The organism is Paucisalibacillus globulus (genome assembly GCF_900184735.1).
Taxonomy (GTDB): Bacteria; Bacillota; Bacilli; order Bacillales; family Amphibacillaceae; genus Ornithinibacillus; species Ornithinibacillus globulus_B.
The window spans coordinates 11,654-36,553 of the sequence record NZ_LT855388.1; the positions used below are offsets into that span (position 1 = coordinate 11,654).

At 36.1% G+C, this 24,900-nt stretch carries 24 protein-coding genes; 16 read left to right on the forward strand and 8 right to left on the reverse strand.

What is annotated here, in order from left to right; all coding sequences use genetic code 11:
* The first annotated feature begins 236 nt into the window (after positions 1–236).
* From cdaA to glmM, 3 genes are all read left to right on the forward strand, one after another.
* Positions 237–1,058, forward strand: a complete 822-nt coding sequence (gene cdaA, locus BN999_RS07205) for a diadenylate cyclase CdaA (RefSeq protein WP_096270718.1) — start codon at positions 237–239, stop codon at positions 1,056–1,058.
* Positions 1,051–2,298, forward strand: a complete 1,248-nt coding sequence (locus BN999_RS07210) for a CdaR family protein (RefSeq protein ID WP_096270719.1) — start codon at positions 1,051–1,053, stop codon at positions 2,296–2,298. The genes cdaA and BN999_RS07210 overlap by 8 nt, the downstream gene beginning before the upstream one ends.
* A gap of 73 nt (positions 2,299–2,371) precedes the next feature.
* The gene (glmM, locus tag BN999_RS07215) at positions 2,372–3,718 is read left to right on the forward strand and encodes a phosphoglucosamine mutase (protein ID WP_096270720.1); all 1,347 of its coding nucleotides are present in this window, start codon (positions 2,372–2,374) and stop codon (positions 3,716–3,718) included.
* A gap of 37 nt (positions 3,719–3,755) precedes the next feature.
* Here glmM and BN999_RS20555 read toward each other — a convergent pair whose 3' ends face one another.
* Positions 3,756–3,914, reverse strand: coding sequence for a hypothetical protein (locus tag BN999_RS20555; RefSeq protein ID WP_176481907.1), 159 nt, complete (start codon positions 3,912–3,914; stop codon positions 3,756–3,758).
* 269 nt (positions 3,915–4,183) lie between these two features.
* On the opposite strand from BN999_RS20555, the gene BN999_RS07220 reads away from it, so the two are divergent.
* Both BN999_RS07220 and glmS read left to right on the forward strand, forming a co-directional pair.
* On the forward strand, positions 4,184–5,974 hold the full coding sequence (locus tag BN999_RS07220; protein WP_096270721.1) for a S9 family peptidase: 1,791 nt from the start codon (positions 4,184–4,186) through the stop codon (positions 5,972–5,974).
* Between the two features lie 499 nt (positions 5,975–6,473).
* Entirely contained in the window at positions 6,474–8,276 is a 1,803-nt protein-coding gene (gene glmS / locus BN999_RS07225; protein WP_096270722.1) for a glutamine--fructose-6-phosphate transaminase (isomerizing), read from the forward strand.
* A gap of 458 nt (positions 8,277–8,734) precedes the next feature.
* Here the strand turns inward: glmS and BN999_RS07230 are convergent, their stop codons facing one another.
* Positions 8,735–9,010 (reverse strand): hypothetical protein, encoded by a 276-nt coding sequence (locus BN999_RS07230; RefSeq protein ID WP_096270723.1) that lies wholly within the window; start codon positions 9,008–9,010, stop codon positions 8,735–8,737.
* 119 nt (positions 9,011–9,129) lie between these two features.
* On the opposite strand from BN999_RS07230, the gene BN999_RS07235 reads away from it, so the two are divergent.
* The 5 genes from BN999_RS07235 (at position 9,130) to ltrA (ending at position 14,805) form a co-directional block, all read left to right on the forward strand.
* Positions 9,130–9,798 (forward strand): hypothetical protein, encoded by a 669-nt coding sequence (locus tag BN999_RS07235; protein ID WP_096270724.1) that lies wholly within the window; start codon positions 9,130–9,132, stop codon positions 9,796–9,798.
* 609 nt (positions 9,799–10,407) lie between these two features.
* Positions 10,408–10,902 (forward strand): hypothetical protein, encoded by a 495-nt coding sequence (locus BN999_RS07240; RefSeq protein WP_096270725.1) that lies wholly within the window; start codon positions 10,408–10,410, stop codon positions 10,900–10,902.
* 668 nt (positions 10,903–11,570) lie between these two features.
* Positions 11,571–12,107 (forward strand): hypothetical protein, encoded by a 537-nt coding sequence (locus BN999_RS07245; RefSeq protein WP_096270726.1) that lies wholly within the window; start codon positions 11,571–11,573, stop codon positions 12,105–12,107.
* A 458-nt stretch (positions 12,108–12,565) separates the two neighbouring features.
* A complete protein-coding gene (locus BN999_RS07250) occupies positions 12,566–12,949 on the forward strand; it encodes a hypothetical protein (protein WP_096270727.1) in 384 nt (127 codons plus the stop codon).
* A 596-nt stretch (positions 12,950–13,545) separates the two neighbouring features.
* On the forward strand, positions 13,546–14,805 hold the full coding sequence (gene ltrA / locus BN999_RS07255) for a group II intron reverse transcriptase/maturase (RefSeq protein ID WP_096270728.1): 1,260 nt from the start codon (positions 13,546–13,548) through the stop codon (positions 14,803–14,805).
* Positions 14,806–14,889: 84 nt separating this feature from the next.
* Here ltrA and BN999_RS07260 read toward each other — a convergent pair whose 3' ends face one another.
* Complete coding sequence (locus BN999_RS07260) at positions 14,890–15,948, reverse strand: NlpC/P60 family protein (protein ID WP_096270729.1); 1,059 nt, start codon at positions 15,946–15,948, stop codon at positions 14,890–14,892.
* A 280-nt stretch (positions 15,949–16,228) separates the two neighbouring features.
* Here BN999_RS07260 and BN999_RS07265 point away from each other — a divergent pair, with 280 nt between their 5' ends.
* The 5 genes from BN999_RS07265 to BN999_RS07285 all read left to right on the forward strand — a co-directional run bounded on the left by BN999_RS07265 (position 16,229) and on the right by BN999_RS07285 (position 20,081).
* Positions 16,229–17,311 carry a GGDEF domain-containing protein gene (locus tag BN999_RS07265; RefSeq protein ID WP_096270730.1) on the forward strand — a complete coding sequence of 361 codons (1,083 nt, stop codon included), beginning with the start codon at positions 16,229–16,231 and terminating at the stop codon, positions 17,309–17,311.
* A gap of 234 nt (positions 17,312–17,545) precedes the next feature.
* On the forward strand, positions 17,546–18,229 hold the full coding sequence (locus BN999_RS07270; protein ID WP_096270731.1) for a VOC family protein: 684 nt from the start codon (positions 17,546–17,548) through the stop codon (positions 18,227–18,229).
* Positions 18,230–18,312: 83 nt separating this feature from the next.
* Positions 18,313–18,801, forward strand: coding sequence for an NUDIX hydrolase (locus BN999_RS07275; protein WP_255247414.1), 489 nt, complete (start codon positions 18,313–18,315; stop codon positions 18,799–18,801).
* A gap of 5 nt (positions 18,802–18,806) precedes the next feature.
* Positions 18,807–19,457, forward strand: coding sequence for an HAD family hydrolase (locus BN999_RS07280; protein ID WP_096270966.1), 651 nt, complete (start codon positions 18,807–18,809; stop codon positions 19,455–19,457).
* A gap of 81 nt (positions 19,458–19,538) precedes the next feature.
* On the forward strand, positions 19,539–20,081 hold the full coding sequence (locus tag BN999_RS07285; RefSeq protein ID WP_096270733.1) for a cupin domain-containing protein: 543 nt from the start codon (positions 19,539–19,541) through the stop codon (positions 20,079–20,081).
* Between the two features lie 204 nt (positions 20,082–20,285).
* On the opposite strand, the gene BN999_RS07290 is transcribed toward BN999_RS07285, so the two are convergent.
* A complete protein-coding gene (locus tag BN999_RS07290; protein WP_096270734.1) occupies positions 20,286–20,498 on the reverse strand; it encodes a hypothetical protein in 213 nt (70 codons plus the stop codon).
* A 116-nt stretch (positions 20,499–20,614) separates the two neighbouring features.
* Here BN999_RS07290 and BN999_RS07295 point away from each other — a divergent pair, with 116 nt between their 5' ends.
* A complete protein-coding gene (locus BN999_RS07295) occupies positions 20,615–21,685 on the forward strand; it encodes a C45 family autoproteolytic acyltransferase/hydolase (protein WP_096270735.1) in 1,071 nt (356 codons plus the stop codon).
* Between the two features lie 219 nt (positions 21,686–21,904).
* On the opposite strand, the gene BN999_RS07300 is transcribed toward BN999_RS07295, so the two are convergent.
* The 4 genes from BN999_RS07300 to BN999_RS07315 form a co-directional block, all read right to left on the reverse strand.
* A complete protein-coding gene (locus BN999_RS07300; protein WP_176481919.1) occupies positions 21,905–22,627 on the reverse strand; it encodes an amino acid ABC transporter ATP-binding protein in 723 nt (240 codons plus the stop codon).
* 2 nt (positions 22,628–22,629) lie between these two features.
* Positions 22,630–23,274, reverse strand: a complete 645-nt coding sequence (locus tag BN999_RS07305) for an amino acid ABC transporter permease (protein WP_096270737.1) — start codon at positions 23,272–23,274, stop codon at positions 22,630–22,632.
* 66 nt (positions 23,275–23,340) lie between these two features.
* Positions 23,341–24,102 (reverse strand): transporter substrate-binding domain-containing protein, encoded by a 762-nt coding sequence (locus BN999_RS07310; RefSeq protein WP_096270738.1) that lies wholly within the window; start codon positions 24,100–24,102, stop codon positions 23,341–23,343.
* A 197-nt stretch (positions 24,103–24,299) separates the two neighbouring features.
* Complete coding sequence (locus BN999_RS07315; RefSeq protein ID WP_096270739.1) at positions 24,300–24,731, reverse strand: YugN family protein; 432 nt, start codon at positions 24,729–24,731, stop codon at positions 24,300–24,302.
* Positions 24,732–24,900: the final 169 nt, after the last annotated feature.

Sequence of the window (24,900 nt, forward strand, 5' to 3'; positions counted from 1 at the left end):
AAACCAGGTTTTTTTCTTTGGTAACTAATGTATTGAAGCAAGGGAAATTTCTGAAAATAGAGACTAGCTAAAGTAGCGTATATCGATTCAAATTATGGTATAATGGAAGCGACATTTTTAGAGTGAACACTTTTTAAAGATACTAATTGCGAACTATGATTCACTACATAAATCATCTGATAAAAAATCTCTTAAGAAAATAGTTAAGAATTCGATGTATAAAAGGAAGTGCAGACATGCCTAATGGAGATTTCGGTATAGTAGACCTACTAAGGATAGGCGTAGATATAGGTCTCGTATGGTATGTTCTATATAAATTGATCATGTTAATACGAGGAACAAAGGCGATTCAGCTGCTCAAGGGTATCGTTGTGGTATTTGTTGTCAGGTTACTCAGTATGATGTTTGAATTAAAGACATTAATGTGGGCAACAGATCAAATCATTACCTGGGGTGTGCTTGTTATTATTATTCTGTTCCAACCAGAATTAAGAAGAGCCTTGGAACAGCTAGGTAGAGGAAATATCTTTTCGCGAAGCACGAAGTCCGAAGAGGAGAAATTTGAGAAGCTTGTCACGGATATCGTTCAGTCTTGTAATTATATGGCAAAGCGTAGAATTGGGGCACTAATTACCATAGAACGCGAGACAGGTATTGGTGAATATATTGAAACTGGGATACCAATCAATGGGAATTTGACCCACCAATTATTAACTAACATTTTTACACCAAATACCCCACTTCATGATGGGGCTGTCATTATAAAAGAGGACGTAATTGTGGCTGCTGCATGTTACCTCCCGTTATCCGAAAGTCCATTTATTTCTAAGGAACTAGGAACAAGACATAGAGCGGCAATGGGGATTAGCGAAGTGACGGATGCCTTGACCATTGTTGTATCAGAAGAAACTGGTGGAATATCTGGAACTAAAAATGGTGAGTTGCGTAGAGACTTGGGTCAAGATGGATTAAGAGACTTTTTGCTAGAGAATTTAGCTCCTATTCAAAGAGCTTCTGAGAAGAAGACCTGGAAGATAAGGGGGAAAAAGAATGGATAATTGGTTTAGAAGCAAATGGTTTATCCGAGGAATTTCTCTAGGCTTTGCTATCCTATTGTATGTATTTGTTGCGATTGAAGAGGTAGATACAGAAGAGGAAAGCCCAATTTCCTTTACTACCCTTTTTGGAGGTTCGACACAAACACAAACACTGCCCGATATTCCGTTAGATGATATTCGGATTGATAGTGAGAAATTTGTGGTCAGTGGGGTTCCGGAAACAGTAACCGTCACTTTAGAAGGGCCGTCCAGTGCTATTACCCCAGTGGTAAAACAACAAAATATTGATGTGTTTATTGACTTAACGGGGCTAGAAGAAGGAGAGCACCAAGTTGAGATTCAGCATGAACCGGTTTCAAGTCAACTCTCCGTGTATATTGAACCGAAAACGATAAACGTCATGATTGAAGAACGCTCTTCGAAAGAATTTGAAGTTGCGGTAGACTTTATTAATACAGATAAACTTCCACAAGGCTATCAAATAGGTGACCACGAGTTAAATACGGAAACAGTAACGATTACAAGTTCCAAAGAAATCATTGATCGAATTGCGATTGTAAAAGTATATGTGGATGTTGCAGGATTAAAGGAATCAATTAATAAACGAGAAGTGCCAGTAAATGTATACGATAGTCAAGGAAATGAATTGGCTGTAAGAGTAGAACCAGGAACCGTTGTTATCTCTGCGGAAATAGAGAACCCTAGCAAGAAAGTACCAGTAAGTGTCGCAACGTCAGGAGAGTTGGCGGAAGGGTATGAATTGGTTTCCATGGAACTGGTAACAAAAGAAGTTGAGGTCTTTGCTATATCCGAGATACTGGAAACGTTAGATGAGATTACAACAGAACCAGTAAACCTTTCAGAACTTAAACAATCAGGGACCATTAAGGTTGAACTGGCGTTGCCTGAAAAGGTACAAGCTCCAGATGTGACAGAATTAGAGGTAGTGGTAGAACTTGAGCAAACGAAGTCATTTGATGATGTAGCTATTGAAGTGGACAACCTACAAGATGGGTATATAGTTCACTTTACCGAACCGAGTAATGGACAGTTGAGTATAACTGTGACTGGAAATGAACAAGATGTTAGAGAATTAAGTATAGAAGATTTTCGGGTATTTATTAATGCTAATGGTTTAGATACTGGTAGAAGTACGGTACCAATTGAAGTAGAAGGACCTGAAAACGTATCGGTGGATGTTGAAGTAAACGAGGTTACTATTGAATTAGAAGAAGTTTAATGAGATAAGAGGACTTATCTCATCCGTGCTAAATAACGTCCTGCAGTAATGGATGTAAAGGAGAGGTACTAATATGGGTAAATATTTTGGAACAGATGGTGTTCGTGGTGTAGCAAATAAGGAGTTAACTCCTGAATTAGCGTTTAAGTTAGGTAGATTTGGAGGTTACGTGTTAACAAAAGAAACACAAAAACCAAGAGTATTAATTGGTCGAGATACACGTATCTCAGGAAATATGTTAGAAGGTGCATTGGTTGCAGGGCTATTATCAATCGGAGCTGAGGTAATGCGCTTAGGTGTTATTTCAACACCTGGAGTTGCATACTTAACAAAAGCAACCAGTGCTCAAGCTGGAATCATGATTTCTGCTTCTCATAATCCAGTTGAAGATAATGGAATTAAATTCTTCGGTCCAGATGGATTTAAACTGTTAGATGCTCAAGAAGAAGAAATCGAAACGTTAATGGATGGAGAAGATAATCTACCTCGTCCAGTAGGTGCTGATGTAGGGGTTGTTTCTGATTACTTTGAAGCAGGTCATAAGTATCTTTCATTCCTTAAAGAATCTATTGATAATGACTTTGTAGGAATGCAAATTGCACTAGATTGTGCACATGGTGCGACTTCTAGTTTAGCAACGCATTTATTTGCGGACTTAGAAGCTGATATTTATACAATTGGGGCATCACCAGATGGTCTGAATATTAATGATGGTGTTGGTTCCACACACCCTGAAACACTACAATCTTTTGTCTTAGAAAAGGGTGCAGACATCGGGCTAGCATTTGATGGTGATGGTGACAGATTAATCGCAGTCGACGAAAAAGGTAATATTGTAGACGGCGACCAAATTATGTACATATGTGCAAAATATATGAATGAAAAAGGATTCCTACGTCATAACACAGTTGTATCCACTGTTATGAGTAATATTGGGTTCTATAAAGCACTAGAAGAAAACGGCATGCGAAGCGATAAAACAGCAGTTGGTGACCGTTATGTAATGGAAGAAATGCGTAAAGGTGGCTATAACCTAGGTGGTGAGCAATCTGGTCACATTATATTCCTAGATTACAGTACAACAGGTGATGGCATGTTATCTGCTATTCAATTAGTGAATGTCATGAAAGAAACTGGAAAGCCGTTATCTGAACTAGCTAGTGAAATGACTGTTTTCCCTCAGGTATTAAAAAATGTAAGAGTAACGGATAAAGAAAAGGCATTAAATGATCCAACCATCAAACAAGAAGTTGATAAGGTAGAAGCGGCACTTGGAAGCAATGGTCGTGTGCTTGTAAGACCGTCTGGAACGGAACCACTAGTTCGAGTAATGGTAGAAGCACCTACCAAAGAAGAATGTGAACAATATACTAATCAAATTGCAAATGTAATTGAGGATTTACTAGGAATTAAAGAATAATGTTTAACTGCTCTCATGATGAGGGCAGTTTTTTTATTTAGGTTTTGATTCCAGTACCTTGCGCATCAAATGATGAGTGAGAAGCTGTCATTAATCGTTTTGACCCATGAATACAGCACCAAATGATGTAAGAAGAGCTGTCATTCATCATTTGATTCATGAATACAGCACCAGATGATGTAAGAGGAGCAGTCATTCATCGTTTTATCTATGAATTCTACATCAAATGATGTAAGAGGAGCTATCATTCATCATTTGATTCATGAATTCCGCATCAAATGATGTTTGTACTATCCCCATTATTTATTTGGAACGCAATTCTACTATCAAATGATAAATAATCACCACTCACCATCTTAATCTAGCTCAAAAATTAAGAGTAATCTGCAGTATTTAAAAATGTCAGATAATAGAAAATACGTTATACTATCTATGTCACACATTTTTAAGAATGGAGAGATAACTATGATTAAATTTTCAAAGCCAACGGTAGAACAATTTTTACGTACATATGTCATATCGAACTTTGCTGTGAGTAAAGATGAAAGTCGACTTGTTTTTAATACGAATTTAAATGGAAAGATGAATTTATGGGCTATGGATTTACCAAGTACATTTCCGTATTTATTCGCTCAAAAGGATCAATCTTCCAATTTTATTAAATTTGACCCGGAAGGTCGTTATGTACTAACGGGATATGATAATGATGGGGATGAGAATTATCAGATCTATGCAGTACCGAGTGAAGGTGGAGTGCCTCAAGGATTAATTACAGGGGACGCTTCGGAAAAGTATTATTATGTGCATTTAAGTGATGATGGTAAACGCGTTTATTATGTTACATCAGAAGGAAATCCTAACTTTTTAAACACACGAGTTCGTAATTTAGAAGACGGATCAGATATCTTATTAAATGAGGGGACAAACGGTCCAACTTACTTGACAGGTGTATCGGAGAAAGAAGATGTATTGGTTTACATGCGTTTGTTGGCGAATACCTATATACAGCTATTTGTTAAAGATGGCGAAGAAATGGTTAGCTTAACTCCTGATCCAGATAAAGTACATGTTGCTACTGGTCCAGTGTTTGTTGGGGATAAGGATATTTATTTTACTACGAACTATGATCAAGAATATAGTTATGTAGCCAAATATAACTTGGATACTAAGAAGTTTGAAGAAGTAGTTAGTATTGATAATGAAAGTATTGAAGGACTTCAGTATGATAAAGAAAATAATTACCTTTATTTCGGTACGGAAAAAGGGGTAGAGGATATTCTTTATCGCTATAACTTGGAAACAAATGAGGTTGAAAAGTTAACTACTCCAGTAGATGTACTGGAAAAACTGGTTGTTACAAAATCCGGTAATCTTTATATACTGGGACGTAGTGCAACAATTCCATTTAACATTTACAAGAGTACAGACGGAGAAAATTGGGAATCCCTTACCAATAACCGAGTACTAGGTGTAAGCCAAGAAGTGATGGTTGAACCAGAAGTAGTTACCTATTCATCATTTGATGGAATGGAAATTGAAGCATTATTATTTAAGGCTAAGCCGGATAATGATAATGGCTATACCATTTTTTGGCCACATGGGGGACCGCAAGCGTCAGAACGTAAAATGTTCCGTGCAATGTTCCAAAGTGCATTAAATCGCGGATATACTATTTTTGCACCTAACTTCCGTGGGAGTACAGGTTATGGGTCATCCTTTGTAAAATTAGTGGAACAAGATTGGGGACATGGGCCGCGCCTAGATTGCGTTGCAGGAATTGAGTGGCTATTTGAAAATAATGTAACCGATAGAGATAAGTTGTTCTTAGTTGGCGGTAGCTATGGTGGATATATGTCCTTACTCCTGCATGGCCGTCATCCAGAATATTTTAAAGCGGTTGTCGACATCTTCGGCCCATCCGATTTATTTACATTTGTTAATTCTGTTCCACCTCATTGGAAACCAATGATGGAACGTTGGGTGGGAGATCCTGAGAGGGATAAAGAACGATTTATAAAAGATTCACCAATCACATACTTGGATACCATGACCAAGCCTATGTTAGTTATTCAAGGAGCAAAAGATCCTAGAGTAGTAAAAGAAGAATCAGATCAAATTGTTGCAAAACTAGAAGAAAAAGGACGCGACGTCGAATATCTCGTCTTAGAAGATGAAGGGCATGGATTCTCTAAAAAAGAGAATGAGATTAAAGTTTATAATATGATGTTGGATTTCTTAGAAAAGCATCAGGGCTAAAGTGAGAGGCATATGGGGAACCATTTTTCCCATATGCTTTTTTGTGCGTTTTAAAAAAGAACGATTATTATGAAATAGCCATATACTATAAATATGTCCTCACCTGCATAAATTAATATTGACCAACTAATACCTTTTCATGTAAAATTATTTGGTGTTCACTTTTGGCATCTGTATTGCCAAGAACATGTTGGTCATTATTATAACTACAAGGAGGATAGAAAAGAATAGTAATAAAAAGCGCCAGGACTATTTTCTGATCGGAAAAAGGAAAATAGTTGACGAGGAAGAAGGTTATCGAAGTATTCGGCGGATGCCTTCCGATTGTACACTCCAGTCGTGATGCTTTTTTCTTAAAACAGTGGGGTAACTTACTGCACAAAGGAAAAAAGTCGAGTGTTACAGATAAAAACACGAGAAAGGGGCAATGAAACGCCCCGTAGAAAGATTTTGTCCTTTTATTGGTCGTTTGTTGCCCCTACGAGGAGGAACTAAACGAATGTGTGGAATTGTTGGATATATTGGACAGAATAATTCAAAAGAAGTATTACTAAATGGACTAGAAAAATTAGAATACCGTGGTTATGACTCAGCTGGTATTGCTTTATTACAAGAGAGTGGCGTGGATCTATTTAAGGTAAAAGGTCGTATTGCTGCCCTTAAAGAAAAAGTTGATCTAGATGCCTATGCGACGATGGGAATTGGTCATACACGCTGGGCAACACATGGGGAACCAAGTGTGGATAATGCTCACCCACATCAAAGTCTATCAGGAAGATTTACCCTTGTGCATAATGGGGTTATTGAGAATTATCAAGACTTAAAGCGTGATTATCTCCAGGGTGTGGAATTTCATAGTGAAACAGATACAGAGGTAATTGTTCACTTGATTGAAGAACTTCATAGAGAAACAAACGATACGTTAGAAAGCTTCCGTCAAGCAATGGAACTTCTAAATGGGTCTTATGCTATTGCGATGATTGATAATCAAGATGCGGAAACACTTTATGTGGCAAAAAATAAAAGCCCATTATTAGTAGGTCTTGGTGATGAATTTAATGTTGTGGCAAGTGATGCTATGGCAACATTAAAGGAGACAAATCAATATCTTGAGATTCATGATAAAGAAATCGTTATTGTTAAACGTAACTCTGTTCGGATTCTATCATTAGACGGTACAGTGATGGAACGTGCTCCATATACTGCACAGATTGATGCAAGCGACATTGAAAAAGGAACCTATCCACACTTTATGTTGAAAGAAGTGGATGAGCAACCAATTGTAATGCGTAAAATCATCAACGAGTATCAGGATGAAAATGGTGAATTAAAAGTAGATGATGATATACGCTCTGCAATGAAAAATTGTGATCGTATCTATATTATTGCTGCAGGAACAAGTTACCATGCTGGATTAGTTGGTAAAAACCTAATTGAAAAATTAGCGAATGTTCCGGTTGAAGTGCATGTATCTAGTGAATTCTCTTATAACATGCCATTGTTATCAGAAAAACCATTATTTATCTTTATTTCTCAAAGTGGGGAAACAGCGGATAGTCGAACAGTTCTTGTAAAAATTAAAGAAATGGGATACCCAGCACTAACAGTTACAAATGTGCCAGGATCTACCCTTTCTCGTGAAGCAGATTATACGTTACACCTATATGCAGGACCAGAAATTGCTGTTGCATCTACTAAAGCATATACAGCACAAATTGCGGTTCTTGCAATATTAGCGGCAGATACAGCTCAAGTAAAAGGCTATAAATTAGATTTTGATCTATTCCAAGAACTTGGAATTGTGGCCAATGCAATGGATGTCTTAATTGCACAGAAAGAAGAGCTTGAACAAATAACAAGAGAGTATCTCTCAACTACTCGAAATGCATTCTTTATTGGGCGTAGTTTAGATTATTATGTATCTCTTGAAGGTGCATTGAAATTAAAAGAAATTTCCTATATCCAGGCAGAGGGATTTGCTGGAGGAGAATTAAAGCATGGTACTATTGCTTTAATTGAAAAAGGAACTCCTGTCATTGCTCTTGTAACACAGGAAAAAGTTAATTATTCTATTCGTGGTAATGTGCAAGAGGTGGTAGCACGTGGAGCTAATGCATTAATCATTAGTATGAAAGGCCTTGAACAGGATGATGATGCATTTGTCATTCCAACAGTCCATAAACTATTGACGCCATTAGCTAGCGTTATTGCCCTACAAATTATTGCTTATTATGCTGCATTACATCGTGGATGTGATGTTGATAAGCCTCGTAATTTGGCGAAGAGTGTGACGGTGGAGTAGTTTTGGTTAATAACACATGTTTTTCGGTGTGTGTCCACTTACATTAAAGTTGGTAAATTTACATTAAAGTTGGTAAATTTCAATAAAGTGGATATCTATCTGAAACTCTGCTTTGCAATTTAAAACTAAGTCCTAGAAGAGGTAACTTAGTTTTACAAATAAGGAGTTACAGGTGACAGCTATGTACTGAACCTTTATGTAAAATCAATCAGGATCGGGAACGTACTAAAAGTACGCTTTCTCGGTTCTTTTTTTGTGCAAATTAAAACCGCTTCTAACCTTTTTCTCCGTTTCCATTTGTGAAGTAGGCACGTTAAGAGATGCTGCTGGTTGTGCTACTTGTGACAATTGTGGCACAATTGAAGTGCGGATTGTAGCTTAACTCAATGCTAAAAAAGACATCTAATTTATTCATAAAATAAGATTGGATGTCTTTTTATTTTATTTTAAGAGTAAATTTAGTTCTTTATCTTTTTATATACTTTAACGCCCAGCAAGATAATGAAATAATAAATAAGCGAATTGATTAAAAAGGCCAGAGCATTGAAACTTATATTAACTAAATTAAGTGGATTTAATACAGACAATGGGCTGTTATACCATTGTTCGTAATCATAAAATACATAAAACGACAGAGGGAAGCCCAGTACTTTATCCCCCTCTACTTTCTCACTAAATAAGAAAATAGTTAGCAAGGTTAATAAAAGACTAAGTATAAATACCCTTGTTTTCATTAATATTCACCTCCGTTCTAGTGCTAGTTTTCCATTTTTCTAAATTTTAACAATTTTAATACAAGCATATGATATAATTTACCTGAAATAAAATAAAAAAACAAGGGAGGTAAGTACTAATGACATTAAAAAAGATTGGATTGATATTTTTGGCATTAGTATTACTAGTTTCTGCATTTGTGGTAAGTCCTGTAAGTGCTGATACAAGTGTTAGTGAACTAGACCAGAAAGAATTAGAACTAGCAGAATTAGAAAAGGCTCTAAAAGCTATTGATCCTAATATTAAGCTAATAGACGCTAGCGAATTACCAGAAGGAACTGAAATGGTAGAAATGAATTCTAATTTTGAAATCTTGAACACCACGAAACAAGTAGTTGATTTAAACAACCATGCAGTCATGGATGAAGTAGAAGCGCCATCGGTTGAAGAACCGATTCTCAAAGAAATTAGTCACGATCCTGTATTCACTACAAATGTAACATGGCGTTATGATTCATTCGTTAGAAAGGCCTGGTATGACGCTGCTTTTCAATTCAGAAGAATTTCTTATCAGTACTATGATATCTCTGGCAAGATTAAGAAAGTAAAAAACATTAAAGCTGATTATGTTGGTGCAGTTGCGGGAACTTATCATCATAGACATTCAACCTACAGCATTACCAACAATGGAAAAACTGTTGGATTTAAGATTTATGGCGATTATGTGTTAGGTGTAGTTGTTAAAGGTACGCCAATTGGAATAGTAATTCCTCAGAATTGGAGTTATGGAACCACCCCTAGATTATAATTAGTCTATAAGTAATAGGTTTTTTAAAGTCTATCTAAAAAAGACGAGGCTATGTTCCCTTAGGAATGTCTTGTCTTTTTAATTTTCTTACTGACTATTCTACTGTATAGCTTACATTATGTTAATGGTAAAAATAGTACCAAATTGTCCTTTAAAGAAAGGAACTTATCTTATGTTTATAGTTCCATGTGTCCAGTAACATTATAGTTGGTAAATTTACAACAAAGTTAGTAAACTTACTGGATCAATTCAGAATCGGGAACGTACCCAAAGGTATGCTTTCTCGGTATTTTTTTTGTTTCGTGGAAATAAAGTTTTTACTTGGGAAAATAGTTATTTTCTTTGGAACAAAATTCTATACTGGACCCGGCTATCACTTTACCGCAAACGGGTCCAGATTGTGGAGTAACTCTAACCCTGCTTAGTAGATCTATACTGTGCAGCAAAGATCTTCATTATTAATTGACTTTGTTAAAAAGACATCTTTAATTAACAGGCAGGGTTATAGTACAAAATATGCTAAAACTATTGTAAAACATTTCACATGTGAGGGTTTCCAACTCGATGAATATAGAGTGAATGACATATGATAATAATGGAGGGGAAGAAATGAAGTTTTGTTTTCGATGTGGTGTAGAACTTCTTTTTCAACAATCAAAGTATTGCCATGATTGTGGTGCTGAATTAAAGATAGATTATACTTCTGAAGAAATTATGCCTAGTAAGAATCATGAAGATATCGAAAATTATAAGTACTTTAGATTATTAGTATATGCTGTTTATTATGACCAAGAACAGGATTTTAAGCTTAATCAATATCAAAACTTTATTGATGATCTCTTACAGGAGAATAATCTTCATCCTTATCTTAAAGAAATGTATGATAAGGGTACTTTGTGGGTTTTTTTAGATAGCTATGTGAAGAAGTTAAAATCGGGTGAGATTAAATGGGATAAAGTAATTCCAGACACCGAAGTTGATAAAGAAAAAGCCCACTTCTTACAAAAAAATGATTATATTGATATTGCAGAAGAAACTATTGATGCTTTTATTGATCCGAACACTTCAATTAAGAAAGTGTTAAATTTACTAAGAGATAAATGAGTAAAACTCAGAAAAAGCTACTTTTAACCAAAACATTCAGTTAGCTTTCTATGAGCTTTTAAAAAAACCAGTCCTTATAGAATTATTGGGCGCGATTGTGAGCAAAAGTAAACAACTTTATTTTCACTTAACATTTTTGTGCAATTAAAAACTGCTTCTACATCAGCATTACAATCATAGGAGTGAGGTATATTTACCAACTTTAATGTAATTGCTATTTTCCCCCCATGCAAAGTTACCAACTTTAATGTAATTATTTAGTTTACAGAAAAACGCAAAACACCTGTTATATAAGCATTTTAAATTTACCAACTATAATGTAAGTGAACAGTGTGATTTATCCTTATAAGTGAGACTTAAAATAATTATACTTGAGACAATCTATAATTGAATTTGATACTTGATGTCCAATAACATTATAGTTGGTAAATTTCAAAAAGTGGATAGATACTTTTTTTCAACCTCTGCCCTTAAATAGGGACAGAGGTTTTTTTGTGGTTACTTTAGAGTGATTGGAAATCGTACAAATTATCGGGGTAATTTTTTTAGGAACTATTTGAGCTAAGAAATGGATACTCATGTTAAAATATGAATAATATTATTAATATTAAGTACTTGACTAATAAGGCAGAATACTTGAAGATATATGATGAAAGGAAGGGAAAAGATTGAAAATGAACTCTAACAAAGTATTTTTATCGATAATTGCTTTACTTGTATTATTTATTTTCTCTACATTTTTAGGAACAACGGAATCTTATGAATCACCGAGCAAATTATCCCAAAATCATAAAGAATCTAAGAAGTTGGGTTTGAAGAAACAGGAAATTAATCGTATCAATATCCTACCAGAACTAACCTTTGTTGGTTTTGATTCTGAAAATAAAACTTTTAACTTTGGGATAGAGTTTGAACATTTTATATGGAGAGAAAGTCACCCTTTTCTTATAACAATAGATGTCACTAATGATTACTTATTGTCATATTTAGATGAAAATCAAAAAGCAAGTTTGGTAATAGAGAGTTCAGTCCTTCAAACTGAAAATGGTGTATCGGGCTTTGGTACATATTTTAACTTAAAGGAAGAAATCAATGAAAAAGATCTTGAACAAATTGGTTACGATAACGAATTTATTAAAGTGGTAATAACAGATAAGGACGGAGTGGTTATAGAATCTGAAGACATCCATTACTCTGCTCACTAGCATTTTTTTATTTACTTTATTAAGCTATCGAGTGCGATAATTCAAAAAGGATTATCGTTTATTTTGTTGAAGATATTCTATTAAAGGGGCAGGTTAGTACAACAAGGGCAGAACCATCTTGTGTTAACGAGTAGAATAATTATCTCTTAAAAGATATGTTTAAAGTATTCGCCACAATTTCAACACATTCCTCTACTAACTATAGATTTATTTGTTCGTTTTCTGTATGCTTTTCTCCAACCTTTACCATCATGATTAAATCCATATCCTTTATCTACTAGGGACTTGAAGTACTTTTATACTGTTCCTTCTACTTCAGGGAAAATTCCAATCTCAAAAAGCGCTTCAATTATTTAATTATTTTAAATTATATTAATTTTTCTGTAAAAACAGAAGGAAAAATGAAATACTTTATCGAATTATATATTGAATTAAAAATAATATAGGAGGGAAGAGTTATGTTAAAAGGAGTTTTATCTAAAAAGCGAGCCAAACTTATTATCATGTCATTAGTAACGATACTAGGTTTGACAGCATTTACTAATCCTGCAAGTGCGTTCTTCATGTATGCTACACTTAGCCCTGGAAACCTAACCATTTCCAAAGGAACTACTCTTTGGTTTGACTTGTCTTGGGGTGGTGAAATAGGAAGTTACGATGTCACTATGAATTGTGGTAATGGTTCTAGGATTACTAATCCTTTTTCAGGTCCTGGCTCGACCACTATGCCGTGTACTTATGGAAGTACAGGAACATACTATGCTTCGGTAACCGCATACTCAAAAACAACTGGTCAAATTGCATCTGATACATCAAGAATATATGTAGTTATTCCAGAGTAATCTCTATAAAAGAATATTTCCTAACCAATTAGTTAGGGAATATTCTTTTAGTGTGCCCGGCATGGGTGCAGACTATAGGGTGAAAGTCCCGAACAGTGAAGGCAGTAGTAGCTGTAGCTTAAGACAAGGGCATGACGGGTGACCGTCATGTCTGAAGGAAGTCGGCGGCAAACTTCCGCCCCGAGGAACACGAATCTCATATAGGCTAGGTAATATTGAATGAGTCTGCTAAACAAGACAAAGTTCTTACTGCCAAAGGTATTACAGAGTAAATGAGGCGGGGACATGGAAGGAAAGTCTGTACTCTTACCCGGGGAGAACCTATTGGAGTGCCGTGCTCACACGGTAAGCAACCTTGTGAAGGGTTGTTGAACAATAGGCGTCAGCAGAGGTCACAGTACCTACTTTACTTAAGGAAGTAGGGAAGGACTGAACCGATTATGAAGAATCACATCTAGGCGTTCATTTCATCCAATGAAACAGAAAAGATAACAACCTACTTGGAGGAGGAAACGGTGAATCCCGTGGGGGACTTTAAGAGGGTGGAGGATGAAATGGCACAAGAAGAATGGTGATTCACGCAGGAGGAATATCTCATGATGGAACGGATTCTGGCACGACCGAATCTTTTACAAGCAATTAAACGAGTAGAAGAGAATAAAGGAAGTCATGGTGTCGACCAAATGACCACAAAAGACCTGCGGAATCATTTGGTAGAAAATTGGACAACCATAACGAACCAACTGAGGTCGGGTACCTATCAACCGAAACCAGTCCGTCGAGTCGAAATCCCGAAAGCAGACGGAGGGACTAGGAAGTTAGGTATCCCTACGGTGACAGACCGTTTCGTTCAACAAGCAATTGCCCAACAATTAACATTGGTATTTGACCCAACATTTTCGGAGTTCAGTTATGGATTCCGTCCAAACAGAAGGGCACATACCGCAGTCAAACAGGCAAGAGCTTATATGAAAGAAGGATATCGCTGGGTTGTAGATATGGATTTGGAGAAATTCTTCGATAGAGTAAACCACGACCGATTAATGGCAAGACTTGCGAATAAGATTAAAGACAAAGCACTTCTCCGTCTTATCCGAAGCTTCCTACAAGCAGGTGTAATGGAAAACGGACTGGTCCGTCCAATCACAGAAGGAGCACCACAAGGTGGTCCATTAAGTCCATTACTTTCCAACATTGTACTAGATGAACTGGATAAAGAACTGGAGAAACGTGGTCACAAATTCGTGAGGTATGCGGATGATTTTCAAATCTATGTGAAATCCAAACGTGCTGGAGAGCGAGTGATGGAATCCATCACAACGTTCATCGAAAAGAAACTTAGACTCAAGGTTAATCGGGAAAAGAGTACGATAGACCGCCCTTGGAAACGTAAATTCTTGGGGTTTAGTTTCACAAACAATAAGAAACAGCCTAAAATTCGATTAGCAAAGCAATCCATTAAACGATTCAAAGCACGTATTAGGAAATGGACTTCACGAAAACATCAAATAACAATGGAACAACGCATTGCCAAACTAAATAGTTATCTCAATGGTTGGCTTGGGTACTATCAATTGATTGAAACGCCAAGCAAACTAAAACAGCTAGAATCGTGGTTACACCGAAGACTTCGAATGATACGCTGGAAAGAATGGAGATTACCCAAAACGAAGAAGAAGAAACTTATCTCGTTAGGAATATCGCCACAAAAGGCATATGAATGGGCAAACTCTAGGAAAGCATATTGGCGTATCGCAAAGAGTCCTATATTACACATAGCCCTTGGCACCAAATACTGGACAGACCAAGGGCTAAAGAGCATAACCATTAGATATGAAATTTTGCGTCATACATAATCTGGAACCGCCGTATACGGAACCGTACGTACGGTGGTGTGAGAGGGAAGGAGGTTAGTCACCTCCCCCTATCTCAATTGATGTTTATCGAAGTACACGCTTTGAGAATAGATAATTTTTTGACCAATAAGGATTTTGCAATACGTTTGTTGTAATCATGACACCTTTGGAGGTGGAAGCATGAATCATGTTTCCATCACCCATATAAATACCAACATGGGCTACTCTTCCATCGGTATACGTATCCTTCATAGTAAAGAACATTAAATCTCCAGCTTTTAGGTTAGAAGTGGAAACCGCAACACCCGTACTCGCCTGGTCCCGAGAAACCCTTGGAAGCTGAACACCAGCATGTCCGAAGACAAATTGTGTGTAAGACGAACAATCAAATAAGTTTGGTGCCTCAGCAAGTGTTGCTCCAAATTTATATTTCGCGCCAATATATTTCTTGGCTTCCCTTAGGATTTTTTCTGCCTGTTCTCCTACGGATGCATTGCTATTGTTTTTAACAGGCTTCTTTTCTTTGATAGGTTCCATTTCACCTTTTGACGTATCAGGAGATGGTAACTTTAATATTTGTCCATCCTTAATTAGGTTGGAGGTAAGATTGTTTGCTTGTTTTAGTTCTTGAACACTGATATGGTGTATGCGAGAAATATTGTATAGTGTATCACCTTTATGGACCGCATACTTAGTTGCTGGGTTTTGGATTTGAATAGAGCCATTTTCTTTTTTAAACGTAATATAGGAGTTAAACAAAGCTCCACCAGCATGTAAGGAAATATATCCTGTTTCATTAATCCATCTTGGAGGCTTTATATTTATATATTCGTTACCTTTTTTGGCCCTAGTCCCACCCATTGTTACTCGAATAACCGTTGAACCGTCTGTGATCTCATAGGTCTTTGTTTTTTCTTCAAATTTTATGCTGTTGTAATTTAATATCTTAGCAAGATCAACAAATGGTAAGTAATAAACGCCATTTTCAATAATTGGATTAATTCCATTTACCACTTTTCCATTGATATAGACTCCTGCATTTGGAACATATTCGATCTGTGCATTAGCAGTTGTTGGTCCACTAATAACAAAGGTTCCGAAAACTAACATAAAAACAGTCATGAAGTTTAGCAACTTTTTCATTATTTCTCTCCTTATTTTAATTTCTTTCATAAGGTTATGATGGCATTTGACCTTAAAATTATTCTTATTTATGGTCTGTTATATTGCTTAAAGTATTAATGGCTTTGAATATACTTCACCACAAGCCAAATCATCCAATATTCTTTTGGATAATATTGTCTATAGTTAAAATCTTTATAACAATTTATTGGAGTACTATAATGGATACAGATGAGCGAATGTAAGATTTGCAATTGCTTAAAGTTGCGTTAGGTGTGTTACCTTGACTTGGAGGAAAGTTATGAATAACAAAGAGGTTATAAATACTCATTCGTTAATTAGGGATATACTAAATATTTTATGGATGGGTGTTGGGCTATACATCATAGGAACTAGTACAAATCTTATATTCACAACATATGATAAATGGTTATTTGTAAAAGAAATCATGGTACCTCCTACCATACAATTTATCATGTTAATGGTAATCTTAGAATTTCTTTATACAAAGAAAATAAAGCACTTAGAATATTGGTTGCTAGTTATTATTACGATCATTATTGATGTCATTATCTATGGTTTACAAACCTTGACGATGGCGCTTTTATTATTAATTGTTCCGGTTCTGATATCTTTATATTTTTACAAAACTAAACTATTAACATTTGCTTTTTATATGGCAATTATCTCATTTTTATCTATATATATTTTTTCAGACAGTCTTAGACCAAATATGAAGCATTCAGAGTTTATCTTTATTATTGCTATGTTAATTGGTATTACGCTGTTATTATACAAGTTGATAAAGCACAGCTATCAATTAGCAAACCAGTTAATTGAAACTGAGAAAGAGAAACAAGATCTATTTTCTAAGAATATACATATGGAAAGATTAACTCGAGTTGACGCAGTAACTAATTTATATAATCACCGATCATTTCATGAACATCTTAAATCCATCTTCGCCTTTAAATCACCAGAGAAATTTAGTGTTCATGTAGCAATTCTAGACATAGATAACTTTAAATCAATTAATGATACGTACGGGCATAGAGCGGGTGACCATGTCATTATTGAAGTGGCTAAACTAATAGAGTCACACATGGTAGGTGATGATTTTCCTTCTCGTTATGGTGGCGAAGAATTTGCGATTATTAGTATAGGACCATCCACTGAAGAGTTTATTCAAAAGCTCGAAAGGATTAGAAAAGCTATATCAAATCTATCTTTTAGTGATTTAGATGGTAAAATGGTTACGGTTAGTATTGGCGTACAGAATTTGGTAGCTGGTATGAATAAGGAACAACTGTTTAAAGGAGCGGATTCAGCTTTATATCAGGCTAAGAATTCAGGGAAGAACAAAACTATCTTCAATACAAACTAGGCATTATAGTAAAGCAATTCATTTTGATCTTTTTCATCAAGATGAATTGCTTTCTTTTTTCTGGCCTGTTTTAGCACGGTTTATTGTAATAGAAAATATGCGGCAACTAGGGTTTACCAACCCAAGTATAACCTTTAATTATACATATGAATTTGTAATTAGTATTTTTCTTATTGCTGATAACCTATTATACTAATGGTGACAGAAAGTTTTGTAAAAACAGGAGGTCACATAATGGAAATAACATCCGTACTCTTACATACTACAAATATAAAAGACATGAGAGAATTTTATGTTGAAAAGCTAGGATTTCCTCTAGTGAATGAAGATGAGCATAGCTTTCGTATTGCAACTGGTTCTAGTGAGCTAGGTTTTACATCTGATGGTGTGGAAGGGAACCCTTATTATCATTTTGCGTTTAATATACCTTCTAATGTATTTCATGAGGCAAAGTCATGGGCAAGTGAAAGAGTAGAACTAAGTAAAGAAGATGGGGATGATGAAGCTCATTTCTCGTTTATGAGAGCTGATGCACTGTATTTTTCCGACCCTTCCGGAAATATTGTTGAATTCATTGCTAGAAAAACGTCAGAAGAAGGGGTTAATCCGTTTTCTATTCATGACATAATCAATATCAGTGAAATCGGTCTAACAGTAAAAGATGCCATTTCTGTTGGAAACGAAATGATTGCGAATGGTATTTATGAAAGGTTTAATAAGCCGTTAAGCTCAACCTCTTTGAACTTTATGGGTGATAAAGATAAAGGAATTTTTATCATTTTAAACCAGCCTGGACGAAGATGGATCTTTTCTGATAAATTATCTGCTGTATATCCGATAGAAATAAAAACTTCCGATCATCATAGAATCAGTATCAATTCCAAGGGACAATTTGAGATAGGGAAACACACTAATTAGAGTCATGGGGACATGTACTGTGGCATGGTATTTACGGGCCGATGAACCTGTCCCCATGGCCTTTTCTACTGGGGGTGATGAAATTGTCGTATAAAAGAAAGTACCACCGAGCATTTGGAGTGTATGGTATCTATGTAGAAGACAATCAATTGCTAGTAATACATAAGAATGGTGGGCCGTATAAAAATCGCTTTGACCTTCCTGGAGGTAGTTTAGAAGAGGGGGAAAGTTTATCTGAGGCGATGGTGCGCGAATTTAAAGAAGAAACAGGAATTGAAATTGAAATTGTAGAACAAATAGGTATTTCAGATTTTCTTCTTCCTTGGAAATGGAAAGGTCACACCGATGTACACCATATCGCAGTGTTCTACAAGGTGATGAAAGTTGGGGGAGAGATATCAGTTCCTGAAGAATTTGAAGGACAAGATTCATTAGGTGCTGAGTGGGTAAATCGGCAGGATATTTCAGAAGATAATGCATCTCCACTTGTTCTGAAAGCAATGGAGTGGTTGGAAACAAACGACCTAGGCTTAAAGGTAAATAAATACAACGACTGGATAGTAAAGGAGTGAAACTAATAATTAAAGCCGTGTTATTTGATTTAGACGGGACGCTATTAAACAGGGATGCTTCAGTTAAACACTTTATAGAGAGTCAGTATGATAGGTTGATCGAGTACTTGAGTCATATCCCGCAAGAACAATATATCTCAAGATTTCTAGAATTAGACAACAAGGGGTATGTTTGGAAAGATATTGTTTATCAACAATTAACAGAGGAATTCTATATAAACCTTATAACCTGGGAAGCCTTGCTCCAAGACTATATGGAACAATTCCACAAGAACTGTATACCTTTCCCAAACTTAAAACAGACACTAACACAGTTAAAAAGTAAATCCATTCGTATAGGTGTTATTACAAATGGTCTCGGCCAATTCCAAATGGATAATATCCGCGCACTAGGAATAGAGAGTTTATTTGATGTGATCCTAATTTCAGAGTGGGAAGGGATCAAGAAACCAAACCAAGCAATATTTCGTAAAGCATTATCTGAATTAGGTGTTGCTCCTCATGAATCAATCTACATAGGAGATCATCCCATTAACGATGTAAAAGCTGCTAATAATGCAGGAATGATTAGTGTATTGAAAAGAGATGACACTTGGAGTTGTGATGATGCGGACTTCATCATTGATGACTTAAGTGAGGTTTTAAAGCTAACTTGACGTTCATTTATCTTTCAATAAGTACACATACCCAACTATCTGCATAGAATAGTTTAGAAATTCTATGAAAGGATGGAAAAAATGTACTATTTCCCATATGCATATCCATATCCTACCCCATATTATGTACCGCAATTTCATGATGTTAGAATGCAGCCTAATTGGCCTGTAGATGAAAGATGGGGTACATGGCAAGTTAAAAAAATGAAGTCTAGGGTTCCATTACAAGACTATGGTCCCAATCCATTTGTTGTCGATATTGAAGCAGCAAGTGAGCAAAATAAGAATTACCGCACAGCACTGTGGACTGGTGAATATCTTCAAGTTACTGTCATGAGTATTCCAGTCGGAGGAGATATCGGGTTAGAAGTTCATCCAGATACTGATCAGTTCTTACGTATAGAGGAAGGTCAAGGAGTCGTTAAAATGGGCCGCAGTCAACATAACTTAAACTTTGAAAAGAGAGTAAAAGAAGACTCCGCGATTATGGTACCAGCTGGAACATGGCATAACCTGATAAATACAGGAAATGAGCCAATCAAACTTTATACAATCTACGCGCCGCCACACCATCCTCGTGGAACGATTCATCGAACAAAGGCAGAGGCTATGGCAGCGGAATAATAGATTGATTGATTAAAAGCACAATTTTAGGAGTTGTGCTTTTTAGTTTCTCAAGATTTGATGTAAGGCATTTGACTAATTGCGTTCTAATTAAATTAGAGATAATAGATAAATAAGAGACTCCGCTGTTCGGGGTCTCTTAAATAAGCCTGTATTAATACAATGAAGAAGATAAAATTTCAACCTTAAATGAATGGTATACCCTTAAGAGTTATTAAAACTCTGACCTATCTCCTTTTCTGCAATAACTTCATTAGCTGCCTCTAACTCCTTATGTTCCTTTACAGAGTCTCCAACCATTTTGTTCTGATAATCAAAAGGGTAATTCTCACGAAGTCCATTTTGTACTCCAAATTCACCGTCCACATTTGCCGGGGTTGGCATACTAAATTTCTTTTTTGCATCTTCTTTTGTCATACTATTCACCTCTTTAGTAGATTGGCTTATAGTGGTGCTTTTATTCCATAGGCATAATTTTTCATATCTTATCAAAAATAATCTACACTATTGGTAAATCAGAGGGGAGAATTATGATGAAACAAGTATATAGTGATATCATCCAATTTCGAGGTAGTCATTATGATTTCGGCTATATGCAAGGTGAGCGGTTAAAGGAATCCCCTATTCTCCCTAATCGGGAACAACAATGGGGTGCGAAAAGGAAATTTCATTTTTCGATTGATGTAAGGGAAGTAAAGAATGTATTGACTAAATTTGCATCAGGAATATGGGATGAAATAGAGGGACTTGCTGATGCTTTAGATATGAATATGCATGATGCGATACGTGAATTTGGTGGATATTATTTGGAGTATGGTCGAAGCGGCTGTTCTATCTTTACGGGCAAAGATTTTATGATACGGAATTATGATAACCACCCAGCTTCTTATGAGGGGCGATATGTATTTTATCAACCTAACGACCGGGGGTATGCTGTAGTCGGACCTTCGATGCAAATAACCGGGCGGATTGATGGGTTGAATGAAAAGGGACTTGCGATGGGATACAACTTTGTTAACCGAAAAAAGTCTGGGAGCGGTTTTGTTTGTAATATGCTAGGGCGAATTATCTTGGAGACCTGTGCATCCGTTGAAGAAGCAGTTGATCTACTTAAGGAGATACCACATAGGCATTCATTTAATTATGTACTGTTAGATCGGAAGGGCCAGACATACGTGGTAGAAGCCTCCCCGCGTAGGGTCGATATACATCAAGGTAATGTTTGTACCAACCACTTTGAAAAATTAACCGAGGAAAATCGGTATCGAATGGATGAATCCATGGAAAGACAGGGAAAGATGAGTGCTCAAGGAGCAGATTTACAAGATGGTTATCAAGCATTCCAAATGATGAATGAAATAGAAAGAGGGGTATTTTCCGAGAAGTATGGCGCGTGGGCAGGGACCTTGCACACGGCTGCTTATTTCCCAAAAGAAATGAAAGCTTGGTTTTCAATTGGTGGAAATCAGAAACCTGTAATCTTTGACTTTAACAAGTGGCTTGATGGAGAAAAGGTACTTATTAAGCAAATAAAAGGTAAGCTAAATTCAACTTCACCATTTGTGAATATGGAGTATCTTACGGATCCTGGTATTATGCTGTAACGATGGGGCAGTGGAGTATAGAGAAATATTATCTGAGGCTATTCAAATGGTTATAAAAGACAGAGTTAAGGAAAAGGGGTTAACTCTGTCTAAAAGAACGGGTCTAAAAGACAAAGTTAATTAAAAATCGCTAATTCTGTCAATAAGAACTAATTTAAAAGACAGAGTTTCTATTAAATCAGAAAATCTGCCCAATTGAATTACTTGTAACTAACTCCTCTATAACACTTTACTTAAAAATGCTTGGGTACGTTTATTTCTTGGATTCGTAAATAATTCACTAGGTACATTTTGTTCTGCAATAACACCCTCATCGATAAATAATACACGATCACTTACTTCTCGGGCAAAGCCCATTTCATGTGTTACAACGACCATTGTCATACCTTCTTGTGCTAGTTGTTTCATTACTTCCAACACATCCCCGACCATTTCGGGATCTAGAGCGGAAGTGGGCTCATCAAACAGCATTACTTTTGGATTCATTGCTAATGCTCTTGCGATTGCCACACGTTGCTTCTGTCCACCAGATAGTTCGCCAGGGTAACTTCCTGCTTTTTCCTTCAGACCAACCTTATCAAGAAGTTCCATCGCTTTATTCGTTGCTTCTGTTTTTGGTGTTCCACGCGTTTTCATGGGTGCAAGGATAATATTTTCTAATACTGTTTTATGAGGGAACAAATTAAATTGTTGAAATACCATACCCACTTCTTGGCGTATTTTATTAATGTTTGCTTCCTTTGCTGTTATATCCTGCCCATCAATTATGACCTGACCATCGGTAATTTCTTCTAGACGATTTAAGCAACGAAGGAATGTACTTTTACCCGAACCAGATGCTCCAATTACGCAGACCACTTCTTTTTCTTTAATTTCTACACTAATATCTTTCAATACTTCTAATTTACCATATGATTTCTTTAAGTTTCTTACGTCAATCATTGTCACCGTAGTTCAAATCTCCTTTCCAGGAAACTAGATAGCAGGGATAATAAATAGATTAATAGGAAATACATAATACCTACTACAAGCCATATTTCAAAAGCCTTGAATGTTGCTGCAATAGCAATTTGTCCTTGTTGTGTTAAATCGGCAATCCCGATTACGGATAGTAAGGATGTATCCTTTAAACTGATTATTGCTTGGTTTGTAAAGGTTGGTAGCATCCTTCTAAATGCTTGAGGTAGTATGATATAGCGCATATTTTGCGTGCCAGTCAATCCTAGGGAACGTGCTGCTTCGGTTTGACCCTTATCCATCGATTGGATACCAGCGCGGATTATTTCGGCAAAGTATGCTCCAGCGTTAATTGCTACAGTAATAATACCCGCAGTAGTTCGATCAAAAGAGATAAATTCTAGAGAGTTTAGACCAAAGTAGAAAAAGAACAACTGGACTAGAATAGGGGTTCCACGAATAGCATCGATAAATATTTTGGCTATCCAATTTAATGCCCTGATAGGTGATAAGCGTAACAATGCCATGATAAGTCCAATTATAAAACCAAGAATAATCGCAATAACAAATATATATATAGTCACTTTTAATCCTTCCAAAAGATAAGGAAGGGCATTCATGATGGCCTCCATTGATTCAACTCCTTTAAACAAGAAAGCGCGCTAATTATTTGCGCGCTCGCTTCATTTATAGATTACTTACTCTCCTAGGTACTTACTGATAATCTCGTCGTACTTTCCGTTTTCCTTTAAATTAGCTAATCCATCATTTATTTTCTTTAATAGCTCATCATTTTTACCTTTTAATACAGATATACCGTAGTTATCACCATTTAACTTATCTCCTGCAACTTTTAATTCAAGATCACTTGTTGCAATGGCATACATGATAACTGGATAGTCTTCCAATAAAGCATCGGCACTACCATTTGAAACTTCTTGGAACATGGAAGTACTGTCTTTCACTTGGATAATCTCGTAGCCGTACTCGTCTTTGTTTTCCGTTGCATAATTAGCACCAGTTGTTCCATTTTTAACAGCAATTGTCTTTCCTTCTAAATCTTCAATACTAGTAATCTCTGAATTGTCTTTCGCAACTACTAGTGATAAACCAGATTCAAAATATGGATCAGAAAAGTCTACTGTTTTCTTACGTTCTTCAGTAATACTCATTCCACCCATACCAATATCAAGTTCACCAGCTTGCATGGCAGGAATAATCCCACTGAAATCCATTGCTTCAATCTTAATCTCGAAACCTTGGTCTTCAGCAATTGCATTGATTAAATCAATATCGATTCCTTTCATTTCACCATCTTCTTGATATTCAAATGGTGGATATGTAGTGTCAACGCCAACCGTATAAACTCCATCTCCGCCTTCACCTGAGGTAGAGTCGCCACATGCGGATAAAATGAGAATTAAAGTGATTATTAAACTAAAATATAGTAACTTTTTCATGCACTTTCTCCTCCTTGATTTTTTTGAAAAACGCTTACATATCTAGTATTTTATATGTACGTACAAACAATTGTCAAGAAAAATCAAAATAAATAAATAATGAAAAATAATTAATTTATTTCGTTAATTCAGCTGTGAAACAACAAAAAGCAACATAAAAGATATGTTGCTTTAGTCATATATATTAAATTTATCTTTTAAGATATAGATTTATTACGAACAGCTATCTCGTTGGCAAACTGATTGGACACATCTTCCCCAATCTCTTCCCACTTCGTCTTATCGCGGATATGACCGTCTTTATCGAGTGGAGCCTGAAACTGGTTAAAACCTGTTGCTGCAAGTAAGGAATTCTCATCTTTATCTAATCCTAGATGTACAACGTGTTTAATAATAAACGGTCTCCTAAACTCAATAAATGCATCACTTCTATCCAACATTCCCTCTATCACATGAAAAGGCATGCGAAGATATATCGTTTCTCCACCTTCGCGATGCATCGTAGCATCAAAGAAAGCCCCGTCATACTCCCAACTTCCACACATACTTAAGCCGAACTGTTTTGCTAGTCTGCGGGCATCTCCGAAGTATATTCTTTTTCCTTCTAATTCCGTTTCTAATTCAATCATTCTATGTACCCCTTTCCTAATTTTATATTTACTATCATTAGCAATAATTGGGATAAAATACCTTTAAATGCATGGGTAATAAATATGTTTGCGTTACTGTTCAAGTAAAAATGGTGATTATTTGACTAAAAATGATATTAAGATAGTCAATCTAAGTTTTATCATTTGA

Coding starts and splice junctions, on each gene's coding strand:
- cdaA (WP_096270718.1), top strand. CDS start 237: ATGCCTAATGGAGATTTCGGTATAGTAGACCTACTAAGGATAGGCGTA.
- BN999_RS07210 (WP_096270719.1), top strand. CDS start 1,051: ATGGATAATTGGTTTAGAAGCAAATGGTTTATCCGAGGAATTTCTCTA.
- glmM (WP_096270720.1), top strand. CDS start 2,372: ATGGGTAAATATTTTGGAACAGATGGTGTTCGTGGTGTAGCAAATAAG.
- BN999_RS20555 (WP_176481907.1), bottom strand. CDS start 3,914: ATGACTGCTCCTCTTACATCATCTGGTGCTGTATTCATGAATCAAATG.
- BN999_RS07220 (WP_096270721.1), top strand. CDS start 4,184: ATGATTAAATTTTCAAAGCCAACGGTAGAACAATTTTTACGTACATAT.
- glmS (WP_096270722.1), top strand. CDS start 6,474: ATGTGTGGAATTGTTGGATATATTGGACAGAATAATTCAAAAGAAGTA.
- BN999_RS07230 (WP_096270723.1), bottom strand. CDS start 9,010: ATGAAAACAAGGGTATTTATACTTAGTCTTTTATTAACCTTGCTAACT.
- BN999_RS07235 (WP_096270724.1), top strand. CDS start 9,130: ATGACATTAAAAAAGATTGGATTGATATTTTTGGCATTAGTATTACTA.
- BN999_RS07240 (WP_096270725.1), top strand. CDS start 10,408: ATGAAGTTTTGTTTTCGATGTGGTGTAGAACTTCTTTTTCAACAATCA.
- BN999_RS07250 (WP_096270727.1), top strand. CDS start 12,566: ATGTTAAAAGGAGTTTTATCTAAAAAGCGAGCCAAACTTATTATCATG.
- ltrA (WP_096270728.1), top strand. CDS start 13,546: ATGATGGAACGGATTCTGGCACGACCGAATCTTTTACAAGCAATTAAA.
- BN999_RS07260 (WP_096270729.1), bottom strand. CDS start 15,948: ATGAAAAAGTTGCTAAACTTCATGACTGTTTTTATGTTAGTTTTCGGA.
- BN999_RS07265 (WP_096270730.1), top strand. CDS start 16,229: ATGAATAACAAAGAGGTTATAAATACTCATTCGTTAATTAGGGATATA.
- BN999_RS07270 (WP_096270731.1), top strand. CDS start 17,546: ATGGAAATAACATCCGTACTCTTACATACTACAAATATAAAAGACATG.
- BN999_RS07285 (WP_096270733.1), top strand. CDS start 19,539: ATGTACTATTTCCCATATGCATATCCATATCCTACCCCATATTATGTA.
- BN999_RS07290 (WP_096270734.1), bottom strand. CDS start 20,498: ATGACAAAAGAAGATGCAAAAAAGAAATTTAGTATGCCAACCCCGGCA.
- BN999_RS07295 (WP_096270735.1), top strand. CDS start 20,615: ATGAAACAAGTATATAGTGATATCATCCAATTTCGAGGTAGTCATTAT.
- BN999_RS07300 (WP_176481919.1), bottom strand. CDS start 22,627: ATGATTGACGTAAGAAACTTAAAGAAATCATATGGTAAATTAGAAGTA.
- BN999_RS07305 (WP_096270737.1), bottom strand. CDS start 23,274: ATGGAGGCCATCATGAATGCCCTTCCTTATCTTTTGGAAGGATTAAAA.
- BN999_RS07310 (WP_096270738.1), bottom strand. CDS start 24,102: ATGAAAAAGTTACTATATTTTAGTTTAATAATCACTTTAATTCTCATT.
- BN999_RS07315 (WP_096270739.1), bottom strand. CDS start 24,731: ATGATTGAATTAGAAACGGAATTAGAAGGAAAAAGAATATACTTCGGA.